Origin of the sequence: Pseudomonas sp. MF6776, from assembly GCF_016613125.1 — a bacterium.
GTDB classification, from domain to species: Bacteria; Pseudomonadota; Gammaproteobacteria; order Pseudomonadales; family Pseudomonadaceae; genus Aquipseudomonas; species Aquipseudomonas iridis.
On sequence record NZ_JAENSQ010000036.1, the window covers coordinates 1 to 26,023 of the forward strand.

21 protein-coding genes are annotated in these 26,023 nt (G+C 58.9%); 6 read left to right on the forward strand and 15 right to left on the reverse strand.

The features are described 5' to 3' along the window. Positions 1–158 precede the first annotated feature (158 nt). The 3 genes from JJD74_RS26485 to JJD74_RS26495 form a co-directional block, all read right to left on the reverse strand. On the reverse strand, positions 159–584 hold the full coding sequence (locus tag JJD74_RS26485; protein WP_200617167.1) for a hypothetical protein: 426 nt from the start codon (positions 582–584) through the stop codon (positions 159–161). A 302-nt stretch (positions 585–886) separates the two neighbouring features. Further along, complete coding sequence (locus JJD74_RS26490) at positions 887–1,249, reverse strand: DUF6124 family protein (RefSeq protein ID WP_042561489.1); 363 nt, start codon at positions 1,247–1,249, stop codon at positions 887–889. Between the two features lie 453 nt (positions 1,250–1,702). Next, positions 1,703–2,371 (reverse strand): polysaccharide lyase family 7 protein, encoded by a 669-nt coding sequence (locus JJD74_RS26495; protein ID WP_047303876.1) that lies wholly within the window; start codon positions 2,369–2,371, stop codon positions 1,703–1,705. Positions 2,372–2,691: 320 nt separating this feature from the next. Between JJD74_RS26495 and JJD74_RS26500 the strand changes: the two genes are divergently transcribed. The 3 genes from JJD74_RS26500 (at position 2,692) to JJD74_RS26510 (ending at position 5,764) form a co-directional block, all read left to right on the forward strand. Then, entirely contained in the window at positions 2,692–4,815 is a 2,124-nt protein-coding gene (locus JJD74_RS26500; RefSeq protein WP_200617168.1) for a putative bifunctional diguanylate cyclase/phosphodiesterase, read from the forward strand. Positions 4,816–4,859: 44 nt separating this feature from the next. Then, a complete protein-coding gene (locus tag JJD74_RS26505; RefSeq protein WP_042561486.1) occupies positions 4,860–5,351 on the forward strand; it encodes a M48 metallopeptidase family protein in 492 nt (163 codons plus the stop codon). 116 nt (positions 5,352–5,467) lie between these two features. Further along, complete coding sequence (locus JJD74_RS26510; RefSeq protein ID WP_027610630.1) at positions 5,468–5,764, forward strand: winged helix-turn-helix domain-containing protein; 297 nt, start codon at positions 5,468–5,470, stop codon at positions 5,762–5,764. A 123-nt stretch (positions 5,765–5,887) separates the two neighbouring features. Here the strand turns inward: JJD74_RS26510 and JJD74_RS26515 are convergent, their stop codons facing one another. Next, positions 5,888–6,340 (reverse strand): GNAT family N-acetyltransferase, encoded by a 453-nt coding sequence (locus JJD74_RS26515; protein WP_042561485.1) that lies wholly within the window; start codon positions 6,338–6,340, stop codon positions 5,888–5,890. A gap of 254 nt (positions 6,341–6,594) precedes the next feature. Here JJD74_RS26515 and JJD74_RS26520 point away from each other — a divergent pair, with 254 nt between their 5' ends. Continuing rightward, positions 6,595–7,332: a substrate-binding periplasmic protein gene (locus tag JJD74_RS26520; RefSeq protein WP_200617169.1), complete on the forward strand. Its 738-nt coding sequence runs from the start codon at positions 6,595–6,597 to the stop codon at positions 7,330–7,332. A gap of 120 nt (positions 7,333–7,452) precedes the next feature. Here the strand turns inward: JJD74_RS26520 and yccS are convergent, their stop codons facing one another. Then, complete coding sequence (gene yccS, locus JJD74_RS26525) at positions 7,453–9,645, reverse strand: YccS family putative transporter (protein ID WP_200617170.1); 2,193 nt, start codon at positions 9,643–9,645, stop codon at positions 7,453–7,455. A gap of 46 nt (positions 9,646–9,691) precedes the next feature. Between yccS and JJD74_RS26530 the strand changes: the two genes are divergently transcribed. Further along, a complete protein-coding gene (locus JJD74_RS26530; RefSeq protein WP_200617171.1) occupies positions 9,692–9,898 on the forward strand; it encodes a hypothetical protein in 207 nt (68 codons plus the stop codon). 10 nt (positions 9,899–9,908) lie between these two features. Here JJD74_RS26530 and JJD74_RS26535 read toward each other — a convergent pair whose 3' ends face one another. From JJD74_RS26535 to betI, 8 genes are all read right to left on the reverse strand, one after another. Next, positions 9,909–11,087, reverse strand: coding sequence for an NAD(P)/FAD-dependent oxidoreductase (locus tag JJD74_RS26535; protein ID WP_200617172.1), 1,179 nt, complete (start codon positions 11,085–11,087; stop codon positions 9,909–9,911). A gap of 141 nt (positions 11,088–11,228) precedes the next feature. After that, positions 11,229–12,566 carry an ATP-dependent RNA helicase DbpA gene (gene dbpA / locus JJD74_RS26540; protein WP_232392848.1) on the reverse strand — a complete coding sequence of 446 codons (1,338 nt, stop codon included), beginning with the start codon at positions 12,564–12,566 and terminating at the stop codon, positions 11,229–11,231. A gap of 128 nt (positions 12,567–12,694) precedes the next feature. Further along, entirely contained in the window at positions 12,695–14,122 is a 1,428-nt protein-coding gene (gene mdtD / locus JJD74_RS26545; protein ID WP_042561480.1) for a multidrug transporter subunit MdtD, read from the reverse strand. Between the two features lie 150 nt (positions 14,123–14,272). After that, a complete protein-coding gene (locus JJD74_RS26550; protein WP_200617173.1) occupies positions 14,273–15,610 on the reverse strand; it encodes a TldD/PmbA family protein in 1,338 nt (445 codons plus the stop codon). After that, entirely contained in the window at positions 15,610–17,052 is a 1,443-nt protein-coding gene (locus JJD74_RS26555) for a TldD/PmbA family protein (protein ID WP_042561478.1), read from the reverse strand. Before JJD74_RS26555 ends, JJD74_RS26550 begins: the two co-directional genes overlap by 1 nt. Before the next feature lie 262 nt (positions 17,053–17,314). Further along, a complete protein-coding gene (betA, locus tag JJD74_RS26560) occupies positions 17,315–19,018 on the reverse strand; it encodes a choline dehydrogenase (protein WP_200617174.1) in 1,704 nt (567 codons plus the stop codon). Between the two features lie 137 nt (positions 19,019–19,155). Beyond that, the gene (gene betB, locus JJD74_RS26565; protein WP_042561477.1) at positions 19,156–20,628 is read right to left on the reverse strand and encodes a betaine-aldehyde dehydrogenase; all 1,473 of its coding nucleotides are present in this window, start codon (positions 20,626–20,628) and stop codon (positions 19,156–19,158) included. Between the two features lie 108 nt (positions 20,629–20,736). Next, positions 20,737–21,330 (reverse strand): transcriptional regulator BetI, encoded by a 594-nt coding sequence (gene betI / locus JJD74_RS26570; RefSeq protein ID WP_042561476.1) that lies wholly within the window; start codon positions 21,328–21,330, stop codon positions 20,737–20,739. Between the two features lie 429 nt (positions 21,331–21,759). Between betI and betT the strand changes: the two genes are divergently transcribed. After that, positions 21,760–23,757 (forward strand): choline BCCT transporter BetT, encoded by a 1,998-nt coding sequence (gene betT / locus JJD74_RS26575; RefSeq protein ID WP_042561474.1) that lies wholly within the window; start codon positions 21,760–21,762, stop codon positions 23,755–23,757. A 183-nt stretch (positions 23,758–23,940) separates the two neighbouring features. Here betT and choV read toward each other — a convergent pair whose 3' ends face one another. Both choV and choW read right to left on the reverse strand, forming a co-directional pair. Beyond that, entirely contained in the window at positions 23,941–25,119 is a 1,179-nt protein-coding gene (gene choV, locus JJD74_RS26580; RefSeq protein ID WP_200617175.1) for a choline ABC transporter ATP-binding protein, read from the reverse strand. Further along, positions 25,116–25,961: a choline ABC transporter permease subunit gene (choW, locus tag JJD74_RS26585; protein WP_042561472.1), complete on the reverse strand. Its 846-nt coding sequence runs from the start codon at positions 25,959–25,961 to the stop codon at positions 25,116–25,118. Before choW ends, choV begins: the two co-directional genes overlap by 4 nt. Between the last annotated feature and the right edge of the window lie 62 nt (positions 25,962–26,023).

The window sequence follows — 26,023 nt, forward strand, 5'->3', positions numbered from 1 at the left end:
AGCGCTTCGACTTCAAATGCCCCATCGAGGTGATGGGAGAGGTCATGCAAAACTCCATGGCAATGCGGCATGATGCTCCGGCTTCAATTCAATAACCGTGTTGCACTCAGCTCCTGCAACCGCCAAGTAACTAGCGAATAAAATGGGATGATTGCATGTTATGGGTAAAAGTTCACATTAAATTGCGCTGTGCTAGAGATTCCACAAACAGGGTCGCTAACAATAATGCGAGTGTGTGCATTAACGCCGTCCTCCGCCTTAACCCTAATAGTAGCCTGATCAGTTGGGTCTAGAAATTCATATCCGCCTGTAACTTTCTCCCATTTGTAGATCTTGGTGCCGCTAGGCGTCTTTGAGTTACTCGCATCATAAACATACTCTACGTTGACTTTGCCGCTATCAGGTCTCTTGACGTCAAGATGAATGTCTTTTGAGGTTTTAACTAGGACCATTTCCCCTGCGTCCCTGTCATATTCTTGAGTGGTGTTATGGCAGGAGTCGGGCGTGTCAGCGTTGACGCCAGTACTAATGAGGACTAGCGCACTTGCAGCTGCGGCGAAAATAATTGATTTTAAAGGTTTCATAGTTAGATCCTTCTAAATTTAATTTAAGAGGCGTTGTTTTATGTTTCTGTTCATACAAAACGATAGTAGACCTCGGTTTTTTTATTTACACCTGTCAGATCTGACAGGGTTATAGATCTTTTCGCGATAGCAATGGCAGCAAACTATAGAAAATATTTGCTTGTTTGCTTGTTTGCTTGTTTGCTTGTTTGCTTGTTTGCTTGTTTGCTTGTTTGCTTGTTTGCTTGTTTGCTTGTTTGCTTGTTTGCTTGTTTGCTTGTTTGTTTGTTTGCTTGTTTGCTTGTTTGCTTTAAGGCTGGGGGTTACTTGTTAAGTTCAACATGATCCAGTGCCTGATTCACCGCCAGTTCACCGAGCATGACTACCTGCGCAATGCCCAGCGCGGTCTTGCGGTGCGAGGTATCGAGCATCGCCGCGAAGTTGTTGAGCATTTCGCTGGCTGAGCCCAACGTTTCGCTGGCATTGGCCAGCAAGGACTCGGTGTTGTACTTCGGGTTGGCAAGGTACATGGGTTCGGGGTTGTTGGTGCTCGCCATTATGTGGGCGGCGGGATTGAGGTAGTGGTCGAGGGCGCGTTCGGCGGCGTCGTTGAGTTTTTTTGAGTCGGGGGATTCGTACGGGGAGGCCGGGTCGGTGGTCGGCGGGTGTGGCGTTGATTTGGTCATAAGCTGAAAACTCCTGTTGGAGCCGCTTCTCTCTCTACTAAAAGAAGGGTGGCAGCTGTGCGCAGGTTAGTAGACCGGGGAGTATTCAGCATTGACCGGCGCGCCGAAGCGCCCTGCACACAGCCACCATCAAGTCAGACAGCAAGAGCTGACTGAAGCGCTATGCACATAACTGAAAAACACCACGGGCTACTAAACCCGATCACTGGAAATCAGTGACGCGAATCAAGTTACCGATGGCCCTCCAGGCGCACAAGCCGGCGGATTCTGGCGTAGTGGTAGGCAACGACGCAAGCTGTTGTAGGCTTCGGGAAGTAACCGCCGACCAATCTAAACAACCCTGTTTAAATGTAGGAGCTGCCGAAGGCTGCGATCTCTTGATCTTGCTTTTGATATTGAAAAGTCAAAGTCAAAAGATCGCAGCCTCCGGCAGCTCCTACAGGAGAACTCGAGCTATTTGTCGTGATCGATATCGAGTTTGCTGAAGGTCACCTGCCCACCCTCGCTGGTGTAGCCGGTGTTGTCCTGCACATACACCCCGGCCTTGAAATACAGCGGCTTGTTACGCCACGTCGCGCTGATCTGTGAATCCCACTGATAACCCGCCGCACTCACGCCCAACGCGCCGCCGGGGCTGAGGTGGATGAGGTAGTTGAATTCGCGGTCCATTTTGACGCCGGTGGCGAGGGTGATGACGCGGCTTTCGTCATCATCGGGGCGCATGCGGACTTTGATTACAAGGTTGCCGGTTTCGGTTTTAGTCTTGTATTGGTACTCGAGTTTGAGCATCGGCTTCTGGCTTTCATAAGCATGAATCTGGCCGATGACGATTTTGCCGGAACTTGGCACTTTGTTGACCGTGACGGTCGCGCGTAGCAGGTTGTCGGCGTCCGGGTAATACCAATTTCGCAGGGTGCCGTTGCTGTAGGTCTCGCGCAGTTCAGTACGCGGGTAGATGGCGTTTTCGGTTTTTGACCCGGTGACCGGTGACCAGAAGAACAGGGTGCCGGTGTCGGAATGGAAGTATTGATCCTTGAAGCCTTTCACCAGTTTGGAGGTTTCGACGGTATATGGCGGGCTGCCAACGGGAACGCTGAGGTTCCAGGTTGCGAGATCGATCATGTCGGTTCTTCCACTCAAGTTTCGCTGCACGCACGTGCCAGATGCTCTAGCCCGCGCGTTTTGGGGCGGCCTTTATAAGCGTAGAGGGAAAGTTTGTTAACGGCCGTCCGGCGGAAGGTTGACGTCAACATCCTGTCGAAATGCCACCTTTCCCGGTTTCAGGGGGCTTCAAGCGTGACCGTTAGTCGGCTAAACCAGTCATTCGTTAAATGATGGCTTGATGACAGCTACTGCTTTAGTGGATCCAAGACTAGAGTGAACGCTCAGTATGTGTGCGGTTTTTACCGGAACCGACCTGATGTCCCGACAAGAGAAGCAGCATGGAATGCGCGCAACCCCCGCCAAGTGAAGGCAGCTCTGTCCTCTTAATCGTAGATGACTACCCTGAAAACCTGATTAGCATGCGCGCATTGCTGCAGCGTCAGGATTGGCACGTCATGACCGCCGCCTCCGGTTTCGAGGCGCTCAATATTCTGCTCGAACACGACGTCGATCTGGTCCTGCTGGATGTGCAGATGCCGGGCATGGACGGCTTTGAAGTCGCGCGGCTGATGCGCGGCAGCCAGCGCACGCGCCTTACGCCAATCATTTTCCTCACCGCCAACGAGCAATCCCAGGACGCCGTGATCAAGGGCTATGCCAGTGGTGCGGTGGATTACCTGTTTAAACCCTTCGACCCGCAGATCCTCAAGCCCAAGGTGCAAGCGCTGCTGGAGCATCAGCGCAATCGCCGCGCCTTGCAGCAACTGACTCGCGATCTGGAGTTGGCTCGGGCATTTAATGCCTCGGTGCTGGATAACGCTGCCGAAGGCATTCTGGTGCTGGGCGAGGACGGTCTGATCCGCTTTGCCAATCCGGCGATTTCACGGCTGCTCAATGCGCCGGTGAAAGAGTTGGAGGGTAAGGAGTTTCTTGATTACCTGCAGAAACCACACATCCCGTTGTGGGCCGATTCCGAATTCAAAAGCAGTTACCAGCGCGGCGAAACCTTGCGGCTGCGCGACGCTTTGCTGCGTACCGCGCCCGGACAGCAAGTGCCGGTGGCGCTGTCCTGCGCGCCGTTACCCGCCGAGCAATATGGGATGGTGGTGACGGTGCTCGACATGTCGGTGGTGCGTCATTTGCACCAGCAGCTTGAATATCAGGCAGTCACTGATCCGCTGACCGGGTTGCTCAATCGTCGTGGCTTTTATCAAACCGTCGAAAACCTGCTACTGCGCGGCGAACGCAGCGACGGCAGTTGGGTGCTGCTTTATCTGGATCTCGACGGCTTTAAACGCGTCAACGATTCCCTCGGGCACGACGCGGGCGACCGCGTGTTGCGCTGGGTCTCTGAACAGTTGAAGGCGTGTTTGCGGCCGTTCGATATTCTTGCGCGCATGGGCGGTGATGAATTTACTGCACTGCTGGATCTGGAGTTTCCCGAGCAGGCGGCGAAGATTGCCGAGAAACTGATCGAACGGGTCTCGATCTGTCAGCAAATCGAAGGTATGGATATTGCCCTCGGCGCCAGTATCGGTATCGCCACTTATCCGGACTGCGGATCGAACCTCGACGGATTGCTACGTGCCTCGGACATCGCCATGTACGAAGCCAAACGCGCCGGGCGTCAGCAATATCGCTTCTATGATCATGAAATGAACGGCCGTGCGCGCTCGCGGTTGATGCTTGAAGAAAGTGTGCGCACGGCTATCGAAAACCGTGATTTCAATCTGGTCTATCAACCGCAGGTGGCGATTGATAGCGGGCAGATCCGTGGTTTCGAGGCACTGCTGCGTTGGCAGCACCCGAGCGTGGGTGATGTGCCGCCGGGGTTGTTCCTGCCGTTGCTGGAGGAAGCGCGGCTGATCAGTCGCCTCGGCAGCTGGATTTATCACCGTGGCGCTGGGCAGCGAAAGGCCTGGGAAACCTTGTTTGCCGAAGACCTGGTGCTCGGCGTCAGTTTGAGCAACACCCAGTTCGGCCTGCCCAATCTGGTCACCGAGTTGCGTCAGGTCATGGAGCGGCACGCCTTGCAGCCACGGCAACTGGAGGTCGAGGTCACCGAGGAGGCCTTGATGCAAAATCCCGACGAAACCCGAAAGCAGCTGCGCTTGCTGCGTAATCTCGGGGTGCGGGTGGCGTTGGACGATTTCGGCTCCGGGCCATGTTCGTTGACGCATTTGCGTGACCTGGAGCTGGACACACTCAAGCTCGATCGCCATCTGATCGCGCGATTGCCGGACTCCAAAAAGGATGCGTACCTGGTGAGCACAGTGATCAATCTGTGCAAGCAATACGGTTTGCTGGTGATTGCCGAGGGTGTCGAGACCATCGAGCAATATCAATGGCTGCAAGCCCACGGCTGCGAGTACGTACAGGGCTTTCTCGTGGCGCGTCCGATGGTTGCCGAAGACGCCGTAAGCTTTGCCGAGCCTTTCGACTGGAGCGCGTTGCCCGGCTGAATTCGCTACACTGGCGCACCTTTTTCGAACCGTGTCGCCCTTCCATGATTGTGTTGAAGTACCTCCAGGCCTATCCCGCGCAACTCCAGGATCAGGTGCGCCAATTGATCGCCGACGGGCGTCTGGGTGAATACCTGGACCAGCGTTATGCGGGGCGCCACGATGTGCAGAGCGACAAGGCGCTGTACACCTACGCGCTGGACTTGAAGCAGGAATACCTGCGGAACGCCCCGGCCATCGACAAAGTGCTGTTCGACAACCGCCTCGACCTGACCCATCGTGCTCTCGGGTTGCACACCACGGTTTCGCGCGTTCAGGGCGGCAAACTCAAGGCCAAGAAAGAGATTCGTATCGCCTCGCTGTTCAAGGACGCTGCGCCGGACTTTCTGAAAATGATCGTCGTGCATGAATTGGCGCATTTCAAAGAGTCGGATCACAACAAGGCGTTTTACAAATTGTGCGAACACATGCTGCCGGGGTATCACCAGGTCGAGTTTGATCTGCGGGTGTATCTGACCTGGCGAGATATGCAGTGAAGAACAAGACCAAAAGATCGCAGCCTTCGGCAGCTCCTACAACGGGGAACGCGTTCCAGAGTAGGAGCTGCCGAAGGCTGCGATCTTTTGATCTTCAATAAATGCGGAGTGCATGCATGGACGTCAGCAAGACCAAAAGCAGTTTCTATCGACGCTTGTACGTCGCGTACCTGATCGACAGCGGTCTGGCCCCAAGCGTGCCGGCGCTGACCGAAGTGACCGGCATGCCCCGGCGCACGGCGCAGGACACGATCGCCGCACTGGCGGATCTGGATATCATTTGCGAGTTCGAGCAGGAAGAGGGCGCCCGCAACCATGCCGGGCGTTATCGGATTCGTGAGTGGGGGGCGATTGATCGGGGGTGGATCGAGCGCAATCTGCGGCAGATCAAGGCTGTGCTTGAGTATCCCTGAATCCTGAGTGGACTGGGCTGACGCCATCGCTGGCAAGCCAGCTCCCACAGGTTTTTCTGGTGTTCACATAGGTTGTGAACGACGCAATACCTTGTGGGAGCTGGCTTGCCAGCGATGGGGCCTTCAGGAACGACGCATCCCGATATGCGGAATGTCGTCCTCCAGATATTCCTCTCCCGCCACCACGAAACCGTACTTGCCGTAATACCCCTGCAAATGCGCCTGCGCCGACAGATAGATCGGCACCTGCGGCCAGTGTTTCTCGGCCTGCTTCAGCGCCTGCTCCATCATTTCGTGCCCCACCCCTTGGCCGCGGGCTTGCGGCGCGGTGATCACGCGGCCAATCACCACGTCGCCACCCTGGGATTGCGGATCGAGCAGGCGCAGATAAGCCTTCAACTGATCATCCTCCCAACCCATCAGGTGATAGGTGTCGCCCTCCAGATCCTGCCCGTCGAGGTCGGGGTAGGCGCATTTCTGTTCAACCACGAATACTTCCGACCGCAGCTTCAACAGTGCGTACAGCTGCTCTTTGCCCAGATCGCTGTGATGTTTGCAGACCCACTCGATTGTCATTTTCCGATTCCTTGAATACGTCGTCCGATACTAAGCGCACCGGTCGCAGATGTCTGTATGGCGTAAGAGTCTGTGACAAAGGTCAAAATGCCATCATTCCTTTCGCGCAGCACGGGCGTCTTTGTGTAATCTGCGGGTGAGCGCTGTGCACGGGCTCCATTGAGCTAATGTTAGTGCCTGGGTTTTGCCGGTAAGGGGCCTTGGGGTTTTGACTGAAAACACGCAGGGCTCCGGCCCGCTAAGGATTTTCAAGCATGCCGCGTTTGCATCGAGCCTTTGCTTTGATCGGATTGCTCTTGCTGGCTCAGACCGCAGCGGCGCAGAAGTTGCGGCTGGTGTTTGATATCTGGCCACCCTTTACCGATGACACACTTGTCAACGGCGGTCTGGCCACCGACATCGTCACCACCGCGCTGGCCCGGGCGGGCTATGCCAGCGGTTACGAGCAGGTGCCGTGGGCGCGGGCGCTGCTGGGGGTTGGCGAGGGGCGTTACGACGTACTGGTCAACGCCTGGTACAACGAAGACCGGACGAAACTGGGGCAGTTTTCCGGTGAGTATCTGGTCAACCGCATCCGCTTTCTCAAGCGCAAAGACACGCCACTCGAATACAACAATCTGCAGCAACTGCACACGTATCCCATAGCGGTGGTGCGCGGCTACGCCTACTCGCCGCCATTTGATGCCGACACGGCGTTGCAGAAAGTCCCTGTGCATAACTTTGCCATGGGCGTGCGCATGCTGGCGGCGGATCGGGTCAAGCTGACGCTGGAGGATGAATATGTCGCGCGGTATTACCTGGCGCGGGAATCATCGAAGGTACGCAGTGCGGTGGAGTTTTTGCCCAAACCGTTGAGCGAGAACAGCCTGCACATATTGGTGAGTCTGAAGAATCCGCAGCATGCGCAGATTGTCGCGGGGTTTGACAAGGCGATTGCAGCGATGAAGGCGGATGGGAGTTATGACAAGTTGCTTCGACAGCATGGGATGTAGGGGCTGATCCTGAATTTGCTGTGTGTCTGATGGCCTCTTCGCGAGCAGGCTCGCTCCCACAGGGGTCTGTGTCGTGCACAAATCCAGTGTGGGAGCGAGCCTGCTCGCGAAGGCCTACTGTCAGCCAGCGCTTACTTCAGAGGTGTCCTTGATCAGATGCGCCGCCAACGTCCGCAGTGGCCCCAGCTGTCGGCAGATCAGCGCCAGTTGTGTCTGCACCAGTCGCTGCCCTTCATCGATTTCATCCGGCATCTGCTCCAGCTCATTGGCCAGTGCTTCTTCTTCGTCACTTTGAATCGCAATCGGTTGTTTGCTCGCCAGGCCTTGGGCGATTTCATCGATGCTCGCCGCCAGTTTCACCCCGGCGCCTTCTATCAACTGCTCACGCACATCCGCGGGCAACTGGGTTTCGCGGTGCGCTCCCAGCCCTGACAGATAACTCAGCAAGGTGTGCGACAGCACCAGAAAACGGAAACCGACATCCGCTTCCTTACGAAAATGCCCAGGCTCCATGAGCATGTTCGCCAGCGTCGTCGACAGCGCTGCATCAGCGTTGTGCGCGTTGCGTCGGGCCAGGCGATAGGCGAGGTCGTCACTCTTGCCCGCCGCGTATTGCTGCATGATCTGGCGTAGGTAGATGCTGTTGCAGGTCAGGGTGTTGGCCAGCACTTTGTTCAGGCGCCGGCCTTGCCAGTCCGGCAGGAACAGGAGCACCGTCAGACCGGCGATCAGGCTGCCGAGCAAGGTATCGAACAGTCGCGGCAGAAACAGCCCGTAACCGTCGCCGACCTGATTGAAGCAGAACAGCACCATGATGGTGATCGCGGCGGTCGCCAGGGTGTAGCGAGTGGTGCGGTTGGTAAAGAACACGACCCCGGCGGCGATGGCGAAGCACGATTGCACCAGTGGACTTGGGAACAGATCGAACAACGCCCACGCCACGGTCAGGCCGATGGCGGTACCGAGAATCCGCTGGCCGAGTTTACGCCGCGTCGCGCCGTAGTTCGGCTGGCAGACGAACAGCGTGGTGAGGATGATCCAGTAGCCTTGCGACGGGTGAATCAAATGCACCATGCCGTAGCCGATGCTCAAGGCCAGCGGCAGACGCAGCGCATGCCGGAACAGCAAAGAGGTCGGTGTCAGCTGTGTGCGCAAGCGAATCCACACGTCCTTGAAGTTGCGCGGCGAACGGTCGAGCAGGCTGCTGTCGGTGGCGTCGGCCAAGGCATCGGGGTTGCTCGCATCGCTTAGCAAACGGTCGAGGGTGCCGAGGTTGGCCGCCAGTGCGCGCAGTGAGCGCAGCAGGCCGCGCCATGCCGGGTTGCTCTGGATGCGCAGGTGTTCGAGGGAGGCGTCGAGGTCGCTCAGGGCTTCGGCGAAACTGGCGTCGTAAATGAACGGCTGACGCATCTGGATCGATTCGGCCAGCGCCCGGCAGGCTTTGCCTTGCTGGCGTAGCAGGCGCTGGCAGCGGAACAGTACGTCGCTGTGGAAAAATGCATCGGCCAGCGCGTTGTACGGATAGTGCGAAGAGCTGGCGCGTTCGTGGATGTCCTGGGCGAGGAAGTACAGCTTCAGGTAACGGCTGACTTTCGAGCCGGGGCGACCGTTGCCGACCCGGTGCAGGATGATTTCCTTGGCGCTGTTCAGTGCCGCGACCACGCGACCATTCTGCTGCGCCAGTTCCAGGCGTCGGGCCTCGACGTCCATCTGCCGGATCGGCTCGAACAGCGAAGATTTCAGCTTCAGGTAAAAACCCAATTCACGGAACAACCGCGCCAGACTCTGTTGCACCGGCTGGTTGGAAAACAGCGCCTGCCACAGCACAGAGAGCAAGCCGTACCACGCGGCGCCAGCCACCAGCAGCATCGGTTCATGCCAGAAATCGAGCACTGCGCCGCCGCGCTGGTCGACGCCGATCATCGTGTACACGGAAAGGATCAGGGTTGCCGAGGCAATCGCCCCATAACGTTCGCCCAGCGCCCCGAGCATGGTCAGGCCGAAACTGGCCAACGCCAGCGCTATCGCAAAGATGATGGGGTAGGGGAAGAGCAGTTCCACCGACAGTGCGGCGATGCTGAAACACACCAGCGTCACGGCGAGTGCGTTGAGGCGACCCTGCCAACTGTCGTCGGTCTCGGCCAGGGCGCTGGCGATAATCCCCAGGAACAACGGGATCAGCAGGCCCATTTCATCCTGATACCAGCACAGCGCCATGCTGCCGGTCAGGGCGATGAACACCCGCACGCTATAACTGAATTTATCCAGCGCCCACAGGCGCCGCAAAGACTGACGAAACGAAGTCGAGGACATGAAGTGCGAAGGCCTTCCGAGGCGATGCCGCTAAATTGAGCCAGTAATGACGCCGACGCAATGGCGCCGATCACATCTGACAGCAAAAAGTGTTCCTTACTGCTTTTATGCCGAACTCAATTTGGGGGTTGGCACAAAAACCTGTGGGAGCTGGCTTGCCAGCGATGGCGTCCTGGCGTTCAACATCGATGTTGGATCTGCCGGCCTCATCGCTGGCAAGCCAGCTCCCACAGGGATTGCATTTCACATTTGAAAGACGTGGATCAAACGTGCTGCGCGGCCGCGTAACCCGAAGCCCAGGCCCACTGAAAGTTGAAACCGCCCAAATGCCCGGTGACGTCGAGCACTTCGCCGACAAAATACAGGCCGGGGCTTTTCAGCGATTCCATGGTCTTGGACGACACTTCGCGCGTGTCCACACCACCCAGTGTCACTTCGGCCGTGCGATAACCTTCAGTGCCTGCCGGCACCACTTTCCAGTTGCCCAGCTTCTCGGCGATCTCAGCCAGCTCCGCATGGGTGTACTGCTTCATCGGCTTGGACACGAACCAGTTATCCGCCAGCAGATTGGCCATCTTCTTGGTGAAGATCTCACCGAGCAGCGTTTTCAGCTCGCTGTTCGGACGCTCGGCCACTTGCTGTTGCAGCCAGCTGGCGGCGTCGTGATCCGGCAGCAGGTTGATCTCCACCGTGTCGCCGGATTCCCAGAACGAGGAGATCTGCAAAATCGCCGGGCCGCTGAGGCCGCGGTGAGTGAACAGGATGTTCTCGCGAAAACTCTGATCGTTGCAGCTGACCAGGCAATCCACCGACGTACCGGACAACTCTGTGCACAGTTCCTTGAGCTGATCGGTGATGGTGAACGGCACCAGCCCGGCGCGGGTCGGCAGCAGTTCGTGACCGAACTGTTTGGCGACCTGGTAGCCGAAACCGGTGGCGCCCAACGTCGGGATCGACAGACCGCCAGTAGCGATCACCAGCGACTGGCACTGGATCTGGCCGAGGGTGGTGTCGAGCAGGTAACCGCTTTCGACTTTTTCTATCGTCTGGATCGAGGTGTCGAGGTGCAGCTCGACGCCGACCTGATCACATTCGGTGAGGAGCATTTCGAGGATGTCGCTGGATTTGTTATCGCAGAACAGCTGACCGAGCTTCTTCTCGTGATACGGCACCGCGTGCTTGCCGACCATGCCGATGAAATCCCACTGGGTGTAGCGCGCCAGTGCGGATTTGCAGAAGTGCGCGTTCTGCGAGAGGAAATTGCTCGGTTCGGTGTACATGTTGGTGAAATTGCAGCGGCCACCGCCCGACATCAGGATTTTCTTGCCGGCCTTGTTCGCATGGTCGAGCAGCAATACCTGACGGCCGCGCCCGGCGGCGGTCAGTGCACACATCAAACCCGCGGCGCCAGCGCCAATGATCACGACTTCGGTAGAGCGCAAAACGGTGTCCTCTGAAAATGTCACCACAAAACCAATTGTGGGAGCGAGCCTGCTCGCGAAAGCGGTATGCCATTCAACATTGATGTTGGCTGACAGATTGCCTTCGCGAGCAGGCTCGCTCCCACAGGGGAGTACGTTGTTTTACAGGATACGCACGCGCAGCGAACGGCCCTTGATCTTGCCGTCGTTCAGGCGCTGCAAGGCTTGCATGGCCACGGTACGTTCCACGGCCACATACGCCTGGAAGTCGAAGATCGCGATTTTGCCGACCTGTGCGCCCGGAATGCCGGCATCGCCAGTCAATGCGCCAAGAATGTCGCCCGGACGCACTTTGTCTTTACGGCCGGCACCGATGCACAGGGTGGTCATCGGCGGCTGCAGCGGAGCCAGGCCCTGGGACTTGAGGTTGTCTACCTGATCCCAGTTCAGCGGCGACTTTTGCAGTTGCTCGATGGCTTGTGCGCGGTGCGCTTCGCTCGGTGCAACCAGGCTGATGGCAATGCCTTTCTCGCCCGCACGACCGGTACGGCCAACGCGGTGAATGTGGATTTCCGAATCGCGCGCCAGTTCGACGTTGATCACCATGTCCAGGGCATCAATGTCCAGACCACGGGCGGCAACGTCGGTGGCAACCAGTACCGAAGTACTGCGGTTGGCGAACATCGCCAGCACCTGATCGCGGTCACGCTGTTCCAGATCACCGTGCAGGCCGACGGCGGAGATGCCTTTGGCTGTCAGGTGGTCAACGGTTTCCTGCACTTGCTGCTTGGTGAAGCAGAACGCCACGCAGGATGCCGGACGGAAGTGGTGCAGGACCTTGGTCACCGCGCTCATGCGCTCATCCGGGGAAATCTCGTAGAAGCGCTGCTCGATCTGGGTGTCATCGTGGAACGCTTCGGCTTTCACCGTTTGCGGATCGCGCATGAACTTCGACGCAAGCTGCTTGATGCCCACCGGGTAGGTTGCCGAGAACAGCAAGGTCTGACGACGCTCAGGGGTCTTGACGATGATGTCTTCGATGGCGTCGTAGAAACCCATGTCGAGCATGCGGTCGGCTTCGTCGAGGATCAGCGTGTTCAGGCCATCGAGTACCAGCGAACCTTTGCGCAAGTGCTGCTGGATGCGTCCCGGGGTGCCGACGATGATGTGCGCGCCGTGTTCCAGCGAAGCGATCTGCGGGCCGAACGACACGCCGCCGCACAGGGTCAGGACCTTGATGTTGTCTTCAGCACGGGCCAGGCGACGGATTTCCTTGGCCACCTGGTCGGCCAACTCGCGCGTCGGGCAGATCACCAGCGCCTGGCAACCGAAGTAGCGCGGGTTGATCGGGTTGAGCAGGCCGATGCCGAACGCAGCGGTCTTGCCGCTGCCGGTCTTGGCCTGGGCAATCAGGTCCATCCCCTTGAGGATCACCGGCAAGCTCTGCGCCTGGATTGGCGTCATCTGCGCATAACCGAGTGATTCGAGGTTAGCCAGCATGGCAGCGGACAGCGGCAGAGTGTTAAAAGCGGTGGCGATGGTGGTCACGGGACGGGCCTGCAAAACAAAATGTCGCGCAGTGTAGCAGCCCCGTGCCACTTTTCTCGAAAGTTCTGGACGAACAGCGCTTAATGTTCGATGTGTTCTTCCGGCCTTTTTGCGCGCCTTCCGTCTTCTTTCGACAGTTGCGAGAAAATCGTCGCGGCGAGCATCGCCATGATCCCAACGGTCACGAAGGTCAACTGGAATGCGCCCAGCACCGTCTCGACACCGTCGTTGCCGACCTCGGCGGTAAACCCGCCCAACAAGGCACCGGCGCAGGCAACCCCCAGACTCAGCGACAACTGCGCGACCACCGACAGCAAACTGTTGCCGCTGCTGGCACTGGCGTCGTCGAGGTCGATCAGAGTCACGGTGTTCATCGCGGTGAATTGCAGCGAGTTGATCGCGCCGAGAACCGCCAGCAGGCACAGCAGCAGCCAGTACGGCGTCTGTTCGCTGACCAGGCCCATGCTGGCCAGCATGATCCCCAGCAGCAGCGTGTTGCCGGTGAGGACGATGCGATAGCCGAGGCGTTCGATCAGCGGTCGCGCGACCCACTTGGCGATCATCGCCGCAGCGGCCAGTGGCAACATGCTCATCCCCGCTTGCGACGGTGAGTAACCCAGCGCCACTTGCAGCAGCAACGGCACCAGAAACGGCAGGGCGCCGCTGCCCAGACGGGCGAACAGGTTGCCGAGAATGCCGACGGCAAACGTGCGGGTCTTGAAGAGCGACGGTGAGAACAGCGGGTTTTCGATATGCCCGGCGCGCAGCCAGTACGCGGCCAGACAGGCGAAGCCACCGAACAGCAGCAACATCACGCGCAAGTGCGGCAGATGCAATTCGCCGAGGCCTTCCATGGCGATGGTGATCAGAATCATCGCTGCGCCAAACAACAGGAAACCGAGGCTGTCGAAACGCGTGCGTTCGGTGCCGCGCAGGTCGGGGATGAATTTCCACACCGCGTAGCAGCCGATGACGCCCACCGGAAGGTTGATCAGGAAGATCCAGTGCCACGTCAGGTATTCGACCATCCAGCCGCCCATGGTCGGGCCGAGCAGCGGGCCGAGTAATCCGGGAATGGTGATGAACCCCATGATCCGCACCAGCTCGGAACGCGGATAAGCGCGCAAGACCACCAGTCGCCCGACCGGCAACATCAATGCACCGCCCAGGCCCTGAATCACCCGGGCGCCGATCAGCATGCTCAGGGTGCTCGACAGTGCACAGAGCAGCGAGCCGATGCTGAACAGCAGGATCGCGCCGAAGAAGATTTTCTTGGTGCCGAAACGGTCGGCGATCCAGCCGGAAGCGGGGATCAGCAGGGCCACGGTAAGCATGTAGGCGATGACCACGCCCTGCATGCGCAAGGGGTCTTCGGCCAGATCCCGGGCCATGGCCGGCAGGGCGGTGTTGAGGATGGTCCCGTCGAGGGACTGCATGAAGAACGCAATGGCGACGACCCAGGGCAACCAGCGGGCGGTGATGGCGTCGAGAGGCGGGCGGTCGGGCATGGGACCTCTTGTCGTTAGGGCTAATGCATACTCAGAGTCGAGTGCAGTCAAGTGGGAGCGAGCCTGCTCGCGAAAGCGGTAGATCAGTCAACATCAATGTTGAATGAAATGGCCTCTTCGCGAGCAGGCTCGCTCCCACAGGTTTTGTGTTTACAGGGTGAGCGTAAGTCGGCTCACCAACGCCCCCGGCAGCAATGCTGACGACGTATTGCGCTGGCTATACGTGCTCGCCGACAGCAGCAACTCCCGCTCGGCCGTCAACGCTTCCAGCTGCGAACCCAGCAGGCTGTAAGCGCTGTCGTCGAATCGCATGGTGCTGACCGGCGCCTGAATCTCGCCGTTTTCGACCCAGAATGTCGCAAAGCGCGTCATGCCGGTCATGCGTGCCGCCGGTTGATCCGAGAAGTTCAGGTACCACAGGTTGCTGATGTACAGCCCGGTGCCCAACTGCTTGAGGATTTGCGCTTGTGGCAAATCCCCGGCGGCCATGTTCAGCGCACTGGGTGATTCACCACCGCTGGCACCGTTGGCCGTCAGACCATACTCGGCCGCGCTGCGCGAACCGACCAACTGATCTCCAGCCTTGCCCTCGATGATCAGGCGCAAATCACTGCGCGGATAACCCTCGCCGGAAAACGCCGGACTCAGCGAGTCGCTGACTTTTTCATCCAGTGATACCAGCGGACTGAAAGCCTGGTCGCCGACATACAGTTTTTGCAACGGGCTGCTTTTGCTGGCAATCGACTGCGCGGAGAAGCCGCCCCAGCTCAGCATGCCCATGATTTCTTCCAGCGCGGCTGGCGCCAGATAAGCGCGGTACTGTCCTGGCGGCAACGTGCGCAGTGGGCGACCGAGAAACTCCAGTTGTTCGCGAGCCTGCCGGAAGCGCTTGGCGAAGTCGTCGCTGCTCCAGTCGTGCCCGGCGTAGCTGGCTTTCACCGCTTCACCATTTTCATGGAACAGGCTGAAGTCGAAATTGAAGCTGTTGGCCTGATGCCAGCCAAACGCGCCTGAGGAACTGGCGAAACCACGGCTGATCGGGCCTGCGGCATAGAAGCCAACCAGATCCAGACCTTCAGCGGCGGCGCAGATTTCGTCGACCACTTGCTCGGTATCCGGCAGCGGATGGTCCTGCACTTTACTGCTCTGCCAGCCATTGTGGTTGAGCAGCAGATACGGATCCTGCGGCAGCAGCGGCAGGGTTTCGCGCAGTTGTTGCAGGCCTTCGGCCAGCCGCTGCAGATCGCCTTCCTGATCGCCGGAGAGGGTGACTTGGAGGTCGGCGTGGCGGCCATCGTTGATCAGTTTCAGGATGATGTTGGCTTGTTGCACCTGCCCGGCCTGGCGCACCTTGGCGTGATTGAAACGCACGAACGCCGAAGATTCAGCGGCGTAGCTGAGGGTGAACTGTTCCGGTTCGCGGACGCTGTCGCGCAGCCAATTGACCATGTCCTTGAAGGCGTCGGACTGACTCTTCGAAATGCTCATCAGGCGTCTCCCCCAAATACATCAACGTTGCTGAATACGCAGGCCGGCGAAGCGTGGCCGACGCGGATCACCTGGTTCGGTTCGCCCTTGCCGCAGTTCGGCGTGCCGAGCACCTTGACGGTGTTGGCATCGCCGACGGCGCGCAGGCTTTTCCAGAAGTGCGCGGAAATCGCCCGATAGTTGGGGTTTTTGACCACGCCTTTGAGTTCGCCGTTTTCGATCAACTGCCCCCATTCACAGCCGAACTGGAATTTGTTGCGCGCATCGTCAATCGACCATGAGCGGTTGGTGCTCATCAGGATGCCGTTTTCGATGCTTTCGATGAGTTTGTTCAGCGGCTGATCGCCCGGCTCGATGTTGAGGTTGGCCATGCGATCAATCGGTGGACGGTTCCAGCCGCAGGCGCGGCTGTTGGCGACTCCGTCCATCCCGGCACGGAACTGCGACAGCGCACCGCCGAGTGGGCGCAGCAGCAGGCCATCACGAATCAGGAATTGTTTGCTGGCTTTGGTGCCGTCGTCGTCATGGCCGTAGCTGGCCAGTTCTTCGGGGATGCCCGGATCGAACGTCACGTTGAGCAGTTTCGAGCCGTATTGCAGGCTGCCGAAGTCAGATGCTTTGACGAAGCTGGTACCGGCGTAATTTCGTTCGTCGCCGAGGATGCGGTCGAGCTCCAGCGGGTGACCGATGGATTCGTGGATTTGCAGCATCATCTGGTCAGGCATCAACAGCAGATCGCGCGGGCCTTGTGGAGTGTTTGGCGCGAGCAACAGTTGCAGCGCCTGATCGGCGACCAGCGGACCGGCACCGATCAGCCCGCAACGGCTGATCACGTCTGCGCCACCCTGTTGGCCGAAGTTTTCGCGGCCGAGGCTGCGAGTCTGGCTGTCGTTGCCGTCGTAGGCGGTGACGTCGAGGCTTGGGTAGACGAAGCGCTGGGCCTGGCGCAATTCGGCGCCGGCGCTGCTCAGGTAGATCTGTTCGACATGGGTGATGCCAATGCTGACTTCCCAATTCACCAGGCGCTCATCCTTTGGCACCGAGGCGGATTCCGCGCCGAGCAGCTCGAAGCATTCGCTCAGGGACGGGAAGGGTTGTTCGAGATTGGGCGAAAAGTAATCCGCGCGGTCGCTGGAAACCGCCTGATCGCGCAGGTCGAGCAAGGCGTGGGGCTTGAGCCGCCGGGCCTGCTGTTCGGCGCGCTCAAGGGCGGCTTGCAGGCCCCGTTGCGAGAGGTCATTGGTCGCAGCGTAGGCTTCGACGCCGTTGACCCGCACCGTGAGCATCGCACCTTCGTCGCGGCTCAGACTCGGCGGCTCGGCAACGTTCTTGCGCACGGACAGGTATTGGCCGGACTCGCGTACATACCGCAGGGAAAAGAACTCGGCGCCCGTGCGCAAGGCAGCGAAGCGCTGCTTGAGCTGGGGGTGGAAATCGAACATTCGGGAACCTCCTTGTTAGGGGGAAGCGGTAAAGCGACGGCGGGGAGGGGTGAAACGATTGCGCGAGGTCTAGAGTAGGCCTGCGTGGGGGTAGGATCAAGTGAAGAGGGGGTGTAGGAGGTTTTACTGTGCAGCGAGGGAATTTGTGCTGAATGTAAGGGCCCCTTCGCGAGCAGGCTCGCTCCCACACTGGATCTGCGTCGTTCACAAATCAAATGTGGGAGCGAGCCTGCTCGCGAAGGCCGCGCCTCGGTATTACGTCTTACTGAGCAACAGGCGTGATATCACGCATCGCCTTGCCCTTCACCGGCGCATCGCCCGCTACGTAGTAGTCGGCGGTGCTGCGCGGCAGTGGCTTGCGGCCACGGATCTTGTCGGCGATTTTCTCGGCGATCATGATCGTCGGCGCGTTCAGGTTGCCGGTGGTGATGATCGGCATGATCGACGCATCGACCACCCGCAGGCCCTGCATGCCATGCACGCGGCCTTCGCCATCGACCACAGCCATCTCGTCGGTGCCCATCTTGCACGAGCAGGACGGGTGGAACGCGGTTTCGGCGTGTTCGCGGATGAACTTGTCCAGCTGCTCATCGGTTTGCACGTCGATACCCGGGCTGATTTCACGGCCACGGTATTGATCCAGCGCCGGCTGTTGCATGATTTCACGGGTCAGGCGGATGCCGTCACGGAACTCCTGCCAGTCTTGCTCGGTGGCCATGTAGTTGAACAGGATGCTCGGGTGCTGACGCGGATCCTTGGACTTCACCTGGATGCGGCCACGGCTCGGCGAACGCATGGAGCCCATGTGCGCCTGGAAACCATGCTCTTTCACACCGTTGCTGCCGTTGTAGTTAATCGCTACCGGCAGGAAGTGGTACTGGATGTTCGGCCATTCGAATTCCGGACGCGAACGGATGAAGCCGCCGGCCTCGAACTGGTTGCTGGCGCCGATGCCGGTGCCGTTGAACAGCCACTCGGCACCGATGGCCGGCTGGTTGTACCAGAGCAGCGACGGGTACAGCGAAACCGGTTGGGTGCACGCATATTGCAGGTACAGCTCAAGGTGATCCTGCAGGTTTTCACCGACGCCCGGCAGATCGTGTACGACCGGGATGTCGAGGCTTTCCAGCAGTTTTGCCGGGCCTACGCCGGAACGCTGCAGAACCTGCGGCGAGGCGATGGCGCCGGAGCACAGCAGGACTTCCTTGCGGGCTTTGGCTTCAACGCGCTCTTCAGCGTCGCCAACCAGATAACGCACGCCGATGGCACGCTTGCCTTCGAACAGGATCTTGTCGGTCAGGGCGTGGGTGACGATGGTCAGGGTCGAACGCTTTTTAGCGATATCGAGGTAACCACGGGCGGTGGAAGCACGGCGGCCGTTCGGCGTTACAGTGCGGTCCATCGGGCCGAAGCCTTCCTGCTGATAACCGTTCAAGTCTTCGGTACGCGGGTAACCGGCCTGCACGCCTGCTTCAACCATCGCGTGGAACAGCGGGTTGTTGCCAGCCTTTGGCGTGGTCACGCTGACCGGGCCATCGCCACCGTGGTAATCGTTCGGGCCGATGTCACGGGTTTCCGCTTTGCGGAAATACGGCAGGCAGTTCAGGTAATCCCAATCTTCAAGGCCCGGCAGCTTGGCCCAGTTGTCGTAGTCCATCGCGTTGCCGCGGATGTAGCACATGCCGTTGATCAGCGAAGAGCCGCCAAGGCCTTTGCCGCGACCGCATTCCATCCGGCGACCGTCCATGTGTGGCTCTGGATCGGTTTCGTAAGCCCAGTTGTAGCGACGACCTTGCAGCGGGAACGCCAGTGCGGCCGGCATTTGCGTACGGAAGTCGAGACGATAATCCGGCCCGCCTGCTTCGAGCAGCAGAACGGTGACGCCTTCGTCTTCAGTCAGACGGGTCGCAAGTGTGTTACCTGCAGAGCCGGCCCCTATGATGATGTAGTCGTATTCTGTAGTCATAAATTCTCCTGGGGGAGCTACAAGTCACAAGCTTCAAGCTGCAAGAAAAAGCAGCGAGCTGTGTCTTCGAAATCGGGGGAGGGCGGCAAGCCCAAACTGCTTTTACTTGCAGCTTAAAGCTTGCCGCTTGTGGCTCCTCAGAACACTGAGGCGTAATCGCCCAGTTCGACTTGCACGGACTTGATGCGCGTGAAGTTGTTGAGAGAGCTGATCCCGTTTTCACGGCCAACACCCGACTGCTTGTAACCGCCAACCGGCATTTTTGCGTCGGACTCGCCCCAGGCGTTGATCCAGCAGATACCGGCTTCGAGCTGATGAATCACGCGGTGCGCGCGGTTCAGGTCTTTGGTAACGACACCGGCGGCCAGGCCGAAGTCAGTGTCGTTGGCACGGCGGATCACTTCTTCTTCGGTCTCGTAAGACAGGATCGCCATGACCGGGCCAAAGATTTCTTCACGAACGATGGTCATGTCGTCGGTGCAGTCGGTGAACACGGTCGGGGCCACGAACGCGCCTTTGGCGAATTCGCCGTCGGTCAGACGCTCGCCGCCGCACAGGACGCGGGCACCCTGTTCTTTACCCTTGGCGATGTAGCCCAGCACGCTTTCCATATGCGCGAAGCTCACCAGCGGGCCGAAGTTGGTGTTTTCGTCTTCCGGGTTGCCGATGCGGATGCGCGCAACGCGCTCAACGATCTTGGCTTCGAAAGCAGCTTTCAGGTGGCTCGGCACGAACACGCGAGTACCGTTGGTGCACACCTGACCCGAGCTGTAGAAGTTGGCCATCATCGCGGTGTCGGCGGCGCGATCGAGGTCGGCGTCGTCGAAGATGATCAGCGGCGACTTGCCGCCCAGTTCCATGGTCACGTCTTTCAGCGACGATGCCGAAGCGCTGGCCATGACTTTCTTGCCAGTGTCGGTGCCGCCGGTGAAGGAGATTTTCTCGATGCGCGGGTGTTCGGTCAGCCAGGTGCCGACTTCACGGCCGCTGCCGGTCAGGACGTTGAACACGCCATCCGGAACGCCGGCTGCGGTGTAGATTTCAGCCAGTTTCAAGGTGGTCAGCGAGGTGACTTCGCTTGGCTTGAAGATCATCGCGTTACCGGCGGCCAGCGCTGGAGCGGATTTCCACAGAGCGATCTGGATCGGGTAGTTCCACGCGCCGATACCGGCGACAACGCCCAGTGGCTCGCGACGGGTGTAAACGAATGCGGTGTCACGCAGCGGGATCTGCTCGCCTTCGATGGCAGGAACCAGGCCTGCGTAGTATTCCAGCACGTCAGCGCCGGTAACGATGTCGACGTACTTGGTTTCGGAGAAGGCTTTACCGGTGTCCAGGGTTTCCAGAGCAGCCAGTTCATCGTTGCGCTCGCGCAGGATGTCGACGGCACGACGCAGGATGCGCGAACGCTCCATGGCGGTCATCGCGGCCCAGATTTTCTGGCCCTTTTCGGCGCTGACCACAGCGCGCTCGACGTCTTCTTTGGTCGCACGTTGTACTTGTGCGAGGACTTCACCGGTTGCCGGGTTGATGGCTTCGAAGGTGGCGTCGCTGGAGGCGTCGGAGTAAGCGCCATCGATGTAGAGTTTTTGCAGTTCGAAACGGGCCATAGTGTCCTCGCAAGTGCATAAGTGGTTGGCGTTGGTCACCGGGTGAGCCATGTAGCTGTGGCATCGCTGATCGGTGACAGTTCAGGGGCCGAGCTTTTTTCGAGTGCTCTAGCTCACCTGCTTGGCCAATTGGAAATCCATGTATTCGTAAGCGATCTGTTGCGCCTGCGCTGTGTCGAAAGCGTCTCCCGACAGCGCACCGCGCAACCACAACCCGTCAATGAGGGCTGCCAGACCGCGGGCGGCGCTGCGCGCATCTTCGAGCGGCAACACACGGCGGAACTGGCAGCACAGGTTGGAATACAAGCGGTGATCGTTGATCCGCTGCAACCTGTGCAAAGACGGCTGGTGCATGCTGGTGGCCCAAAAGGCCAACCAGGTTTTCATTGCCGGGCCATTGACCTGGCTGGCGTCGAAGTTGCCTTCGATGATCACCTGCAGATGCGCCCGTGGGCTGTCATCTGCCAACGCCTGACGACGTGCGGTGACACTCTCGCTGAGGGCGGTCATCAGATACCGCATCGTGGCGGCAATCAGGCCATTCTTGTCCTGAAAATAGTGACTGATGATGCCATTCGAGACACCGGCCAAACGGGCGATCAGCGCAATGCTGGCGTCCCCCATTCCGACCTGATCGACCGCCTGCAAAGTGGCTTCGATCAGTTGTTGGCGGCGGATGGGTTGCATACCGACCTTGGGCATCTTGCACATCTCCTTAGGCCTTCCGACGGGCGAATAACGCTTATCGGATTGAGGGCCAGTCTATTTTGTTTTGATTGAACGTTCAATCAACAAAGAATAAGATCTGCGACAAATCGTCGCTGCCTACAGCTTTTTCCTACGTGTAAGTGGCGATAAAACCGACATCCGAAAATGCTCGAAACCTGTATGGGGCATGGCGCGGTTCGCTATTCGAAGGACGTGTTGAAAGGGCAAGACGCTCAGGGCCAGGTTTCGGATGAACGTCCGTACATCTTCGGCCACGGTAGCGATTCGCAGCGCCATTTCGGCAGGTTCAGGCTTTTTTCGGGGTGTCTTTATATCACCCGCCGGTCGGCTGCCAACTAACCGATTGGTCGGGTTCCGTGTTGCCTTGTGTTCTTCTCTCGCACTGCCTGGAGCATTTGTGCCATGAGTTCTGCCTCGCTAATAAAGACCCCGCCCGAGAAGGTGACGGTCAACGGTTGGGTGTTTTACACCTCTACCGCGCTGATTCTGTTGTTGACCGCCATTCTGATTATCGCCCCGCAAGAGGCCGGCAGGATGTTGGGTGTGGCTCAGGCCTGGTTGTCGCGCAGCTTCGGCTGGTACTACATGGTGGTGATCGCCGCTTACCTGGTGTTTGTGGTGGGCCTGGCGTTTTCTTCCTACGGCAAACTCAAACTGGGCAGCAAGGACGACACCCCTGATTTCAGTTACGGCGCCTGGGCGGGGATGCTGTTCTCGTCGGGTATCGGTATTTCGCTGTTGTACTTCGGCGCCTCCGAACCGCTGGATCACTACTTCAATCCGCCTGAAGGCACTGCCGGCTCCAACATGGCGGCGCGTCAGGCTGTACAGCTGACTTTCCTGCACTGGGGCCTGCACGGCTGGGCGATCTATGCACTGGTCGGTCTGGCTGTGGCGTACTTTGCTTACCGTCATAACCAGCCGCTGGCACTGCGTTCGGCGCTGTATCCGCTGGTAGGCGAGCGTTGGGTCAAAGGCGCGGCCGGTCATGCGGTGGACGGCTTTGGCATGTTCGTGACCCTTTTGGGTCTGGTGACCAACCTTGGCATCGGTTCGCTGCAAGTGTCGTCGGGCCTTGAAAACCTTTTCGGCATGGAACACAGCAACACCAACCTGCTGATCGTGATCATTGTGATGAGCACCGTGGCAACCATCGCGGCGGTGTCGGGTGTGGAAAACGGCATCCGTCGTCTGTCCAACCTGAACATCGTGCTGTTCAGCGGTCTGCTGATTTTCGTGCTGCTGTTCGGCCCGACCTTGCACTTGCTCAATGGCTTCGTGCAGAACATCGGCGACTACCTCAACGGCATCGTGCTGAAAACCTTCGACCTCTACGTGTATGAAGGCAGCGCCGAGAAAACCGAACGCTGGATGGGCCTGTGGACGCTGTTCTACTGGGCGTGGTGGATTTCCTGGGCCCCATTCGTCGGCATGTTCATCGCGCGGATTTCCCGTGGTCGGACCGTGCGTGAACTGGTCGCCGGTGTGCTGCTGATTCCGCTGGGCTTCACGCTGGCCTGGTTGTCGATTTTCGGCAACTCGGCACTGGATCTGGTGATGAACCATGGGGCGGTTGAGCTCGGCAAGACGGCGCTGGAACAGCCGTCGATGGCGATCTATCAGCTGCTTGAGCATTACCCGGCGTCGAAGATTGTCATTGGTGTGTCGATCTTCGTGGGCTTCGTACTGTTCCTGACCCCGGCCGATTCCGGTGCGGTGATGATGGCCAACCTTTCGTGCAAGGGCGGCAACGTCGACGAAGATGCGCCGCACTGGCTGCGGATTTTCTGGTCGGCAGTTATCACGCTGGTAACCATCGGTCTGCTGTTTGCCGGTAACTTCGAAGCCATGCAAACCATGGTGGTGCTGGCCGGTCTGCCGTTCTCGGTGGTGCTGGTGTTCTTCATGTTCGGCCTGCACAAGGCGATGCGTCAGGACGTGCAGATCGAACAGGAGCAAGCGCAACTGGCCGAGCGTGGTCGTCGTGGTTTCAGTGAGCGTCTGACGCAACTGGATCTGCAGCCGAGCCAATCGGTGGTTCAGCGTTTCATGGACAAGCAAGTCAGCCCGGCGCTGGAAGATGCGGCCGCGCAAATGCGTGCGCAGGGTCTGGAAGTACAGACGCTGCTGGGTAAATCCAAGCGTTGCATGGGCGTGCGCATCGAAATGGAAGAGGGGAACCCTTTCGTTTATGAAGTGAGCCTGGAAGGTTACCTCGCGACGCCGACTGAATCTGTGGACTCTGAAGAGGCGCGCCAGCGCTACTACCGCGCCGAGGTGTACCTGCACAACGGCAGCCAGGATTACGACCTGATGGGCTTCACGCAGGATCAGATCACGCGGGATGTGCTCGATCAGTTTGAAAGCCATCGGCAGCTCCTTGGCCGGGTGTACAGCTAGGTAATGAAGGAGGCGGTGTTTCTGTCTGAAGCACCGCGTTGCCTCCTTTAAAAGATCGCAGCCTTCGGCAGCTCCTACATTGATCGCATCCCCCTTTAGGAGCTGCCGAAGGCTGCGATCTCTTGATCTTCACTCAAACAAAAACGCCGCGATCCTCTCGCGGCGTTTTTGTGTCTGCGGGGCTTACCCCAGGTTCTTGCCCAGCAACGCGTGATACAGCTCGCTGTCGCCCAGGATCCCCACCACATGATTGTTATCGTGCAGCACCAGTTTGTTGCCGGTCTGGTAACGAATCTGCAACGCATCGCGCATGCCGATATTCGAGTCGACCAGCGTCGGCCGGCGCTCCAGTCCTTCCACCGCTTGCCCCGGTACCCAATTCTGCAAGTCGAGGGCCGCGCCGTTCTGCCGCGCGCCTCTGATGGTGTTGCCTTCAGCCAGGTCCAGCCACGAATCGCCGCCCGGATCGAGACACACCGAGCCGTTGATGCGTTTGCACTTGTCCAGCGTGCGCATCAGGCTGCGACCGCACAGCACGTTGAGCGGGTTGGTGTGCGCGACGAAGGTGCGCACATAGTCGTCCGCCGGGTTCAGCACAATCTCTTCCGGCACGCTGTATTGAATGATCCGGCCGTCCTTCATGATCGCGATGCGGCTACCCAGTTTGAGCGCCTCATCGAGGTCGTGGCTCACAAACACGATCGTCTTGTTGAGCTTGCGTTGCAGCTCCAGCAGTTCATCCTGCAAACCCTGACGGATCAACGGGTCTAGTGCCGAAAACGGTTCGTCCATCAGCAGAATATCGGCATCCATGGCCAGCGCCCGGGCAAGGCCCACACGTTGCTGCATGCCGCCGGAGAGTTCGTCAGGCTTTTTGTTGCGCCATTGGGTCAGGCCCACCAGTTCGAGTTTTTCATCGACCAGTTTCTTGCGTTCCTTTTCCGGGCGTCCCTGCATTTCCAGACCGAAACTGATGTTCTCGCGCACCGTCAGCCAAGGCATCAAGGCGAATTTCTGGAACACCATGGCGATGCGTTTGGTGCGCATCATTTTCAGTTCGGCGGGCGTGCAGGAGGCGATGTCGATCTGGCGGTTTTCATGCTCGACGAACAGCTTGCCGCGGCTCACGGTGTTGAGGCCGTTGATGCAGCGCAGCAGGCTCGACTTGCCGGAGCCCGAGAGGCCCATCAGCACGCAGATTTCGCCTTTGTTGATGTCCAGCGTGGCTTTTTCCACACCAACGATTTGCCCGGTCTTTTTCAGGATCTCGTTGCGGGTCATGCCCTGATCCAGCAGCTTGAGTGCCTCGCGCGGATCTTTGGAGAAGATTACGTCGACGTCTTCGAAGCGAATTATGCTCATGCGTCACCCCCTACTTTGGCGTCGGGTTGTTTGCAGATACGGTCGAGCATGATCGCCAGCAGTACGATCGCCAGGCCTGCTTCGAAGCCCAGGGCGATATCAGCAGTGTTCAGTGCGTTGACCACCGGTTTGCCGAGTCCGTCGGCGCCCACCAGTGCCGCGATCACCACCATCGACAACGACAGCATGATGCATTGAGTGATGCCGGCAGCGATGCTCGGCATGGCGTGAGGCAATTCGATCCGTGAGAGCAATTGGCGACGCGAGCAGCCGAAGGCCTTGCCGGCGTCCATCAGTTCTTGCGGGACATCGCGGATGCCCAGGTAGGTCAGGCGGATGGGCGCCGCGATGGCGAACACCACCGTGGAGATCAGGCCCGGCACCACACCCAGCCCGAAGAGGGTCAGGGTAGGAATGAGGTAAACGAAGGTCGGTACGGTCTGCATCAGATCGAGTACCGGGCGCATCACCGTGTAGAACATCGGCTTGTGCGCGGCGATGATGCCCAGCGGCACACCGATCAGCACGCAGACAAAGGTGGCGAATAACACCTGGGCGAGGGTTTCCATGGTTTCCTGCCAGTACCCCAGATTGAGGATCAGCAGAAACGAAGCGACTACAAAAGCGGTGAGCCCCCATTTGCGCTGGATCAGATGCGCAATCAGGGCGATGAGGCCGATCAAGACCAGCGGGTTGAACCAGGTCAGCGCAAACGTCACGCCGTGGATCATCGTTTCCAGCGTCACGGCAATTGCGTCGAACGTGTTGGCGCCGTGTTGCGTCAACCATTCAACGAATGCCGCGATGTACTGGCCTAAAGGTATTTTCTGATCAATCAGCATGGTAGTGAACGTCCGCATGCAAGGAAATAAACAGCCCGGGCAGGCGAACCTGCCCGGCATAA

Coding starts and splice junctions, on each gene's coding strand:
- JJD74_RS26550 (WP_200617173.1), bottom strand. CDS start 15,610: ATGAGCATTTCGAAGAGTCAGTCCGACGCCTTCAAGGACATGGTCAAT.
- dbpA (WP_232392848.1), bottom strand. CDS start 12,566: ATGCTGGCTAACCTCGAATCACTCGGTTATGCGCAGATGACGCCAATC.
- JJD74_RS26495 (WP_047303876.1), bottom strand. CDS start 2,371: ATGATCGATCTCGCAACCTGGAACCTCAGCGTTCCCGTTGGCAGCCCG.
- betT (WP_042561474.1), top strand. CDS start 21,760: ATGAGTTCTGCCTCGCTAATAAAGACCCCGCCCGAGAAGGTGACGGTC.
- choW (WP_042561472.1), bottom strand. CDS start 25,961: ATGCTGATTGATCAGAAAATACCTTTAGGCCAGTACATCGCGGCATTC.
- yccS (WP_200617170.1), bottom strand. CDS start 9,645: ATGTCCTCGACTTCGTTTCGTCAGTCTTTGCGGCGCCTGTGGGCGCTG.
- choV (WP_200617175.1), bottom strand. CDS start 25,119: ATGAGCATAATTCGCTTCGAAGACGTCGACGTAATCTTCTCCAAAGAT.
- JJD74_RS26500 (WP_200617168.1), top strand. CDS start 2,692: ATGGAATGCGCGCAACCCCCGCCAAGTGAAGGCAGCTCTGTCCTCTTA.
- JJD74_RS26505 (WP_042561486.1), top strand. CDS start 4,860: ATGATTGTGTTGAAGTACCTCCAGGCCTATCCCGCGCAACTCCAGGAT.
- JJD74_RS26530 (WP_200617171.1), top strand. CDS start 9,692: ATGACGCCGACGCAATGGCGCCGATCACATCTGACAGCAAAAAGTGTT.
- betB (WP_042561477.1), bottom strand. CDS start 20,628: ATGGCCCGTTTCGAACTGCAAAAACTCTACATCGATGGCGCTTACTCC.
- mdtD (WP_042561480.1), bottom strand. CDS start 14,122: ATGCCCGACCGCCCGCCTCTCGACGCCATCACCGCCCGCTGGTTGCCC.
- betA (WP_200617174.1), bottom strand. CDS start 19,018: ATGACTACAGAATACGACTACATCATCATAGGGGCCGGCTCTGCAGGT.
- betI (WP_042561476.1), bottom strand. CDS start 21,330: ATGCCCAAGGTCGGTATGCAACCCATCCGCCGCCAACAACTGATCGAA.
- JJD74_RS26555 (WP_042561478.1), bottom strand. CDS start 17,052: ATGTTCGATTTCCACCCCCAGCTCAAGCAGCGCTTCGCTGCCTTGCGC.
- JJD74_RS26485 (WP_200617167.1), bottom strand. CDS start 584: ATGAAACCTTTAAAATCAATTATTTTCGCCGCAGCTGCAAGTGCGCTA.
- JJD74_RS26490 (WP_042561489.1), bottom strand. CDS start 1,249: ATGACCAAATCAACGCCACACCCGCCGACCACCGACCCGGCCTCCCCG.
- JJD74_RS26515 (WP_042561485.1), bottom strand. CDS start 6,340: ATGACAATCGAGTGGGTCTGCAAACATCACAGCGATCTGGGCAAAGAG.
- JJD74_RS26510 (WP_027610630.1), top strand. CDS start 5,468: ATGGACGTCAGCAAGACCAAAAGCAGTTTCTATCGACGCTTGTACGTC.
- JJD74_RS26520 (WP_200617169.1), top strand. CDS start 6,595: ATGCCGCGTTTGCATCGAGCCTTTGCTTTGATCGGATTGCTCTTGCTG.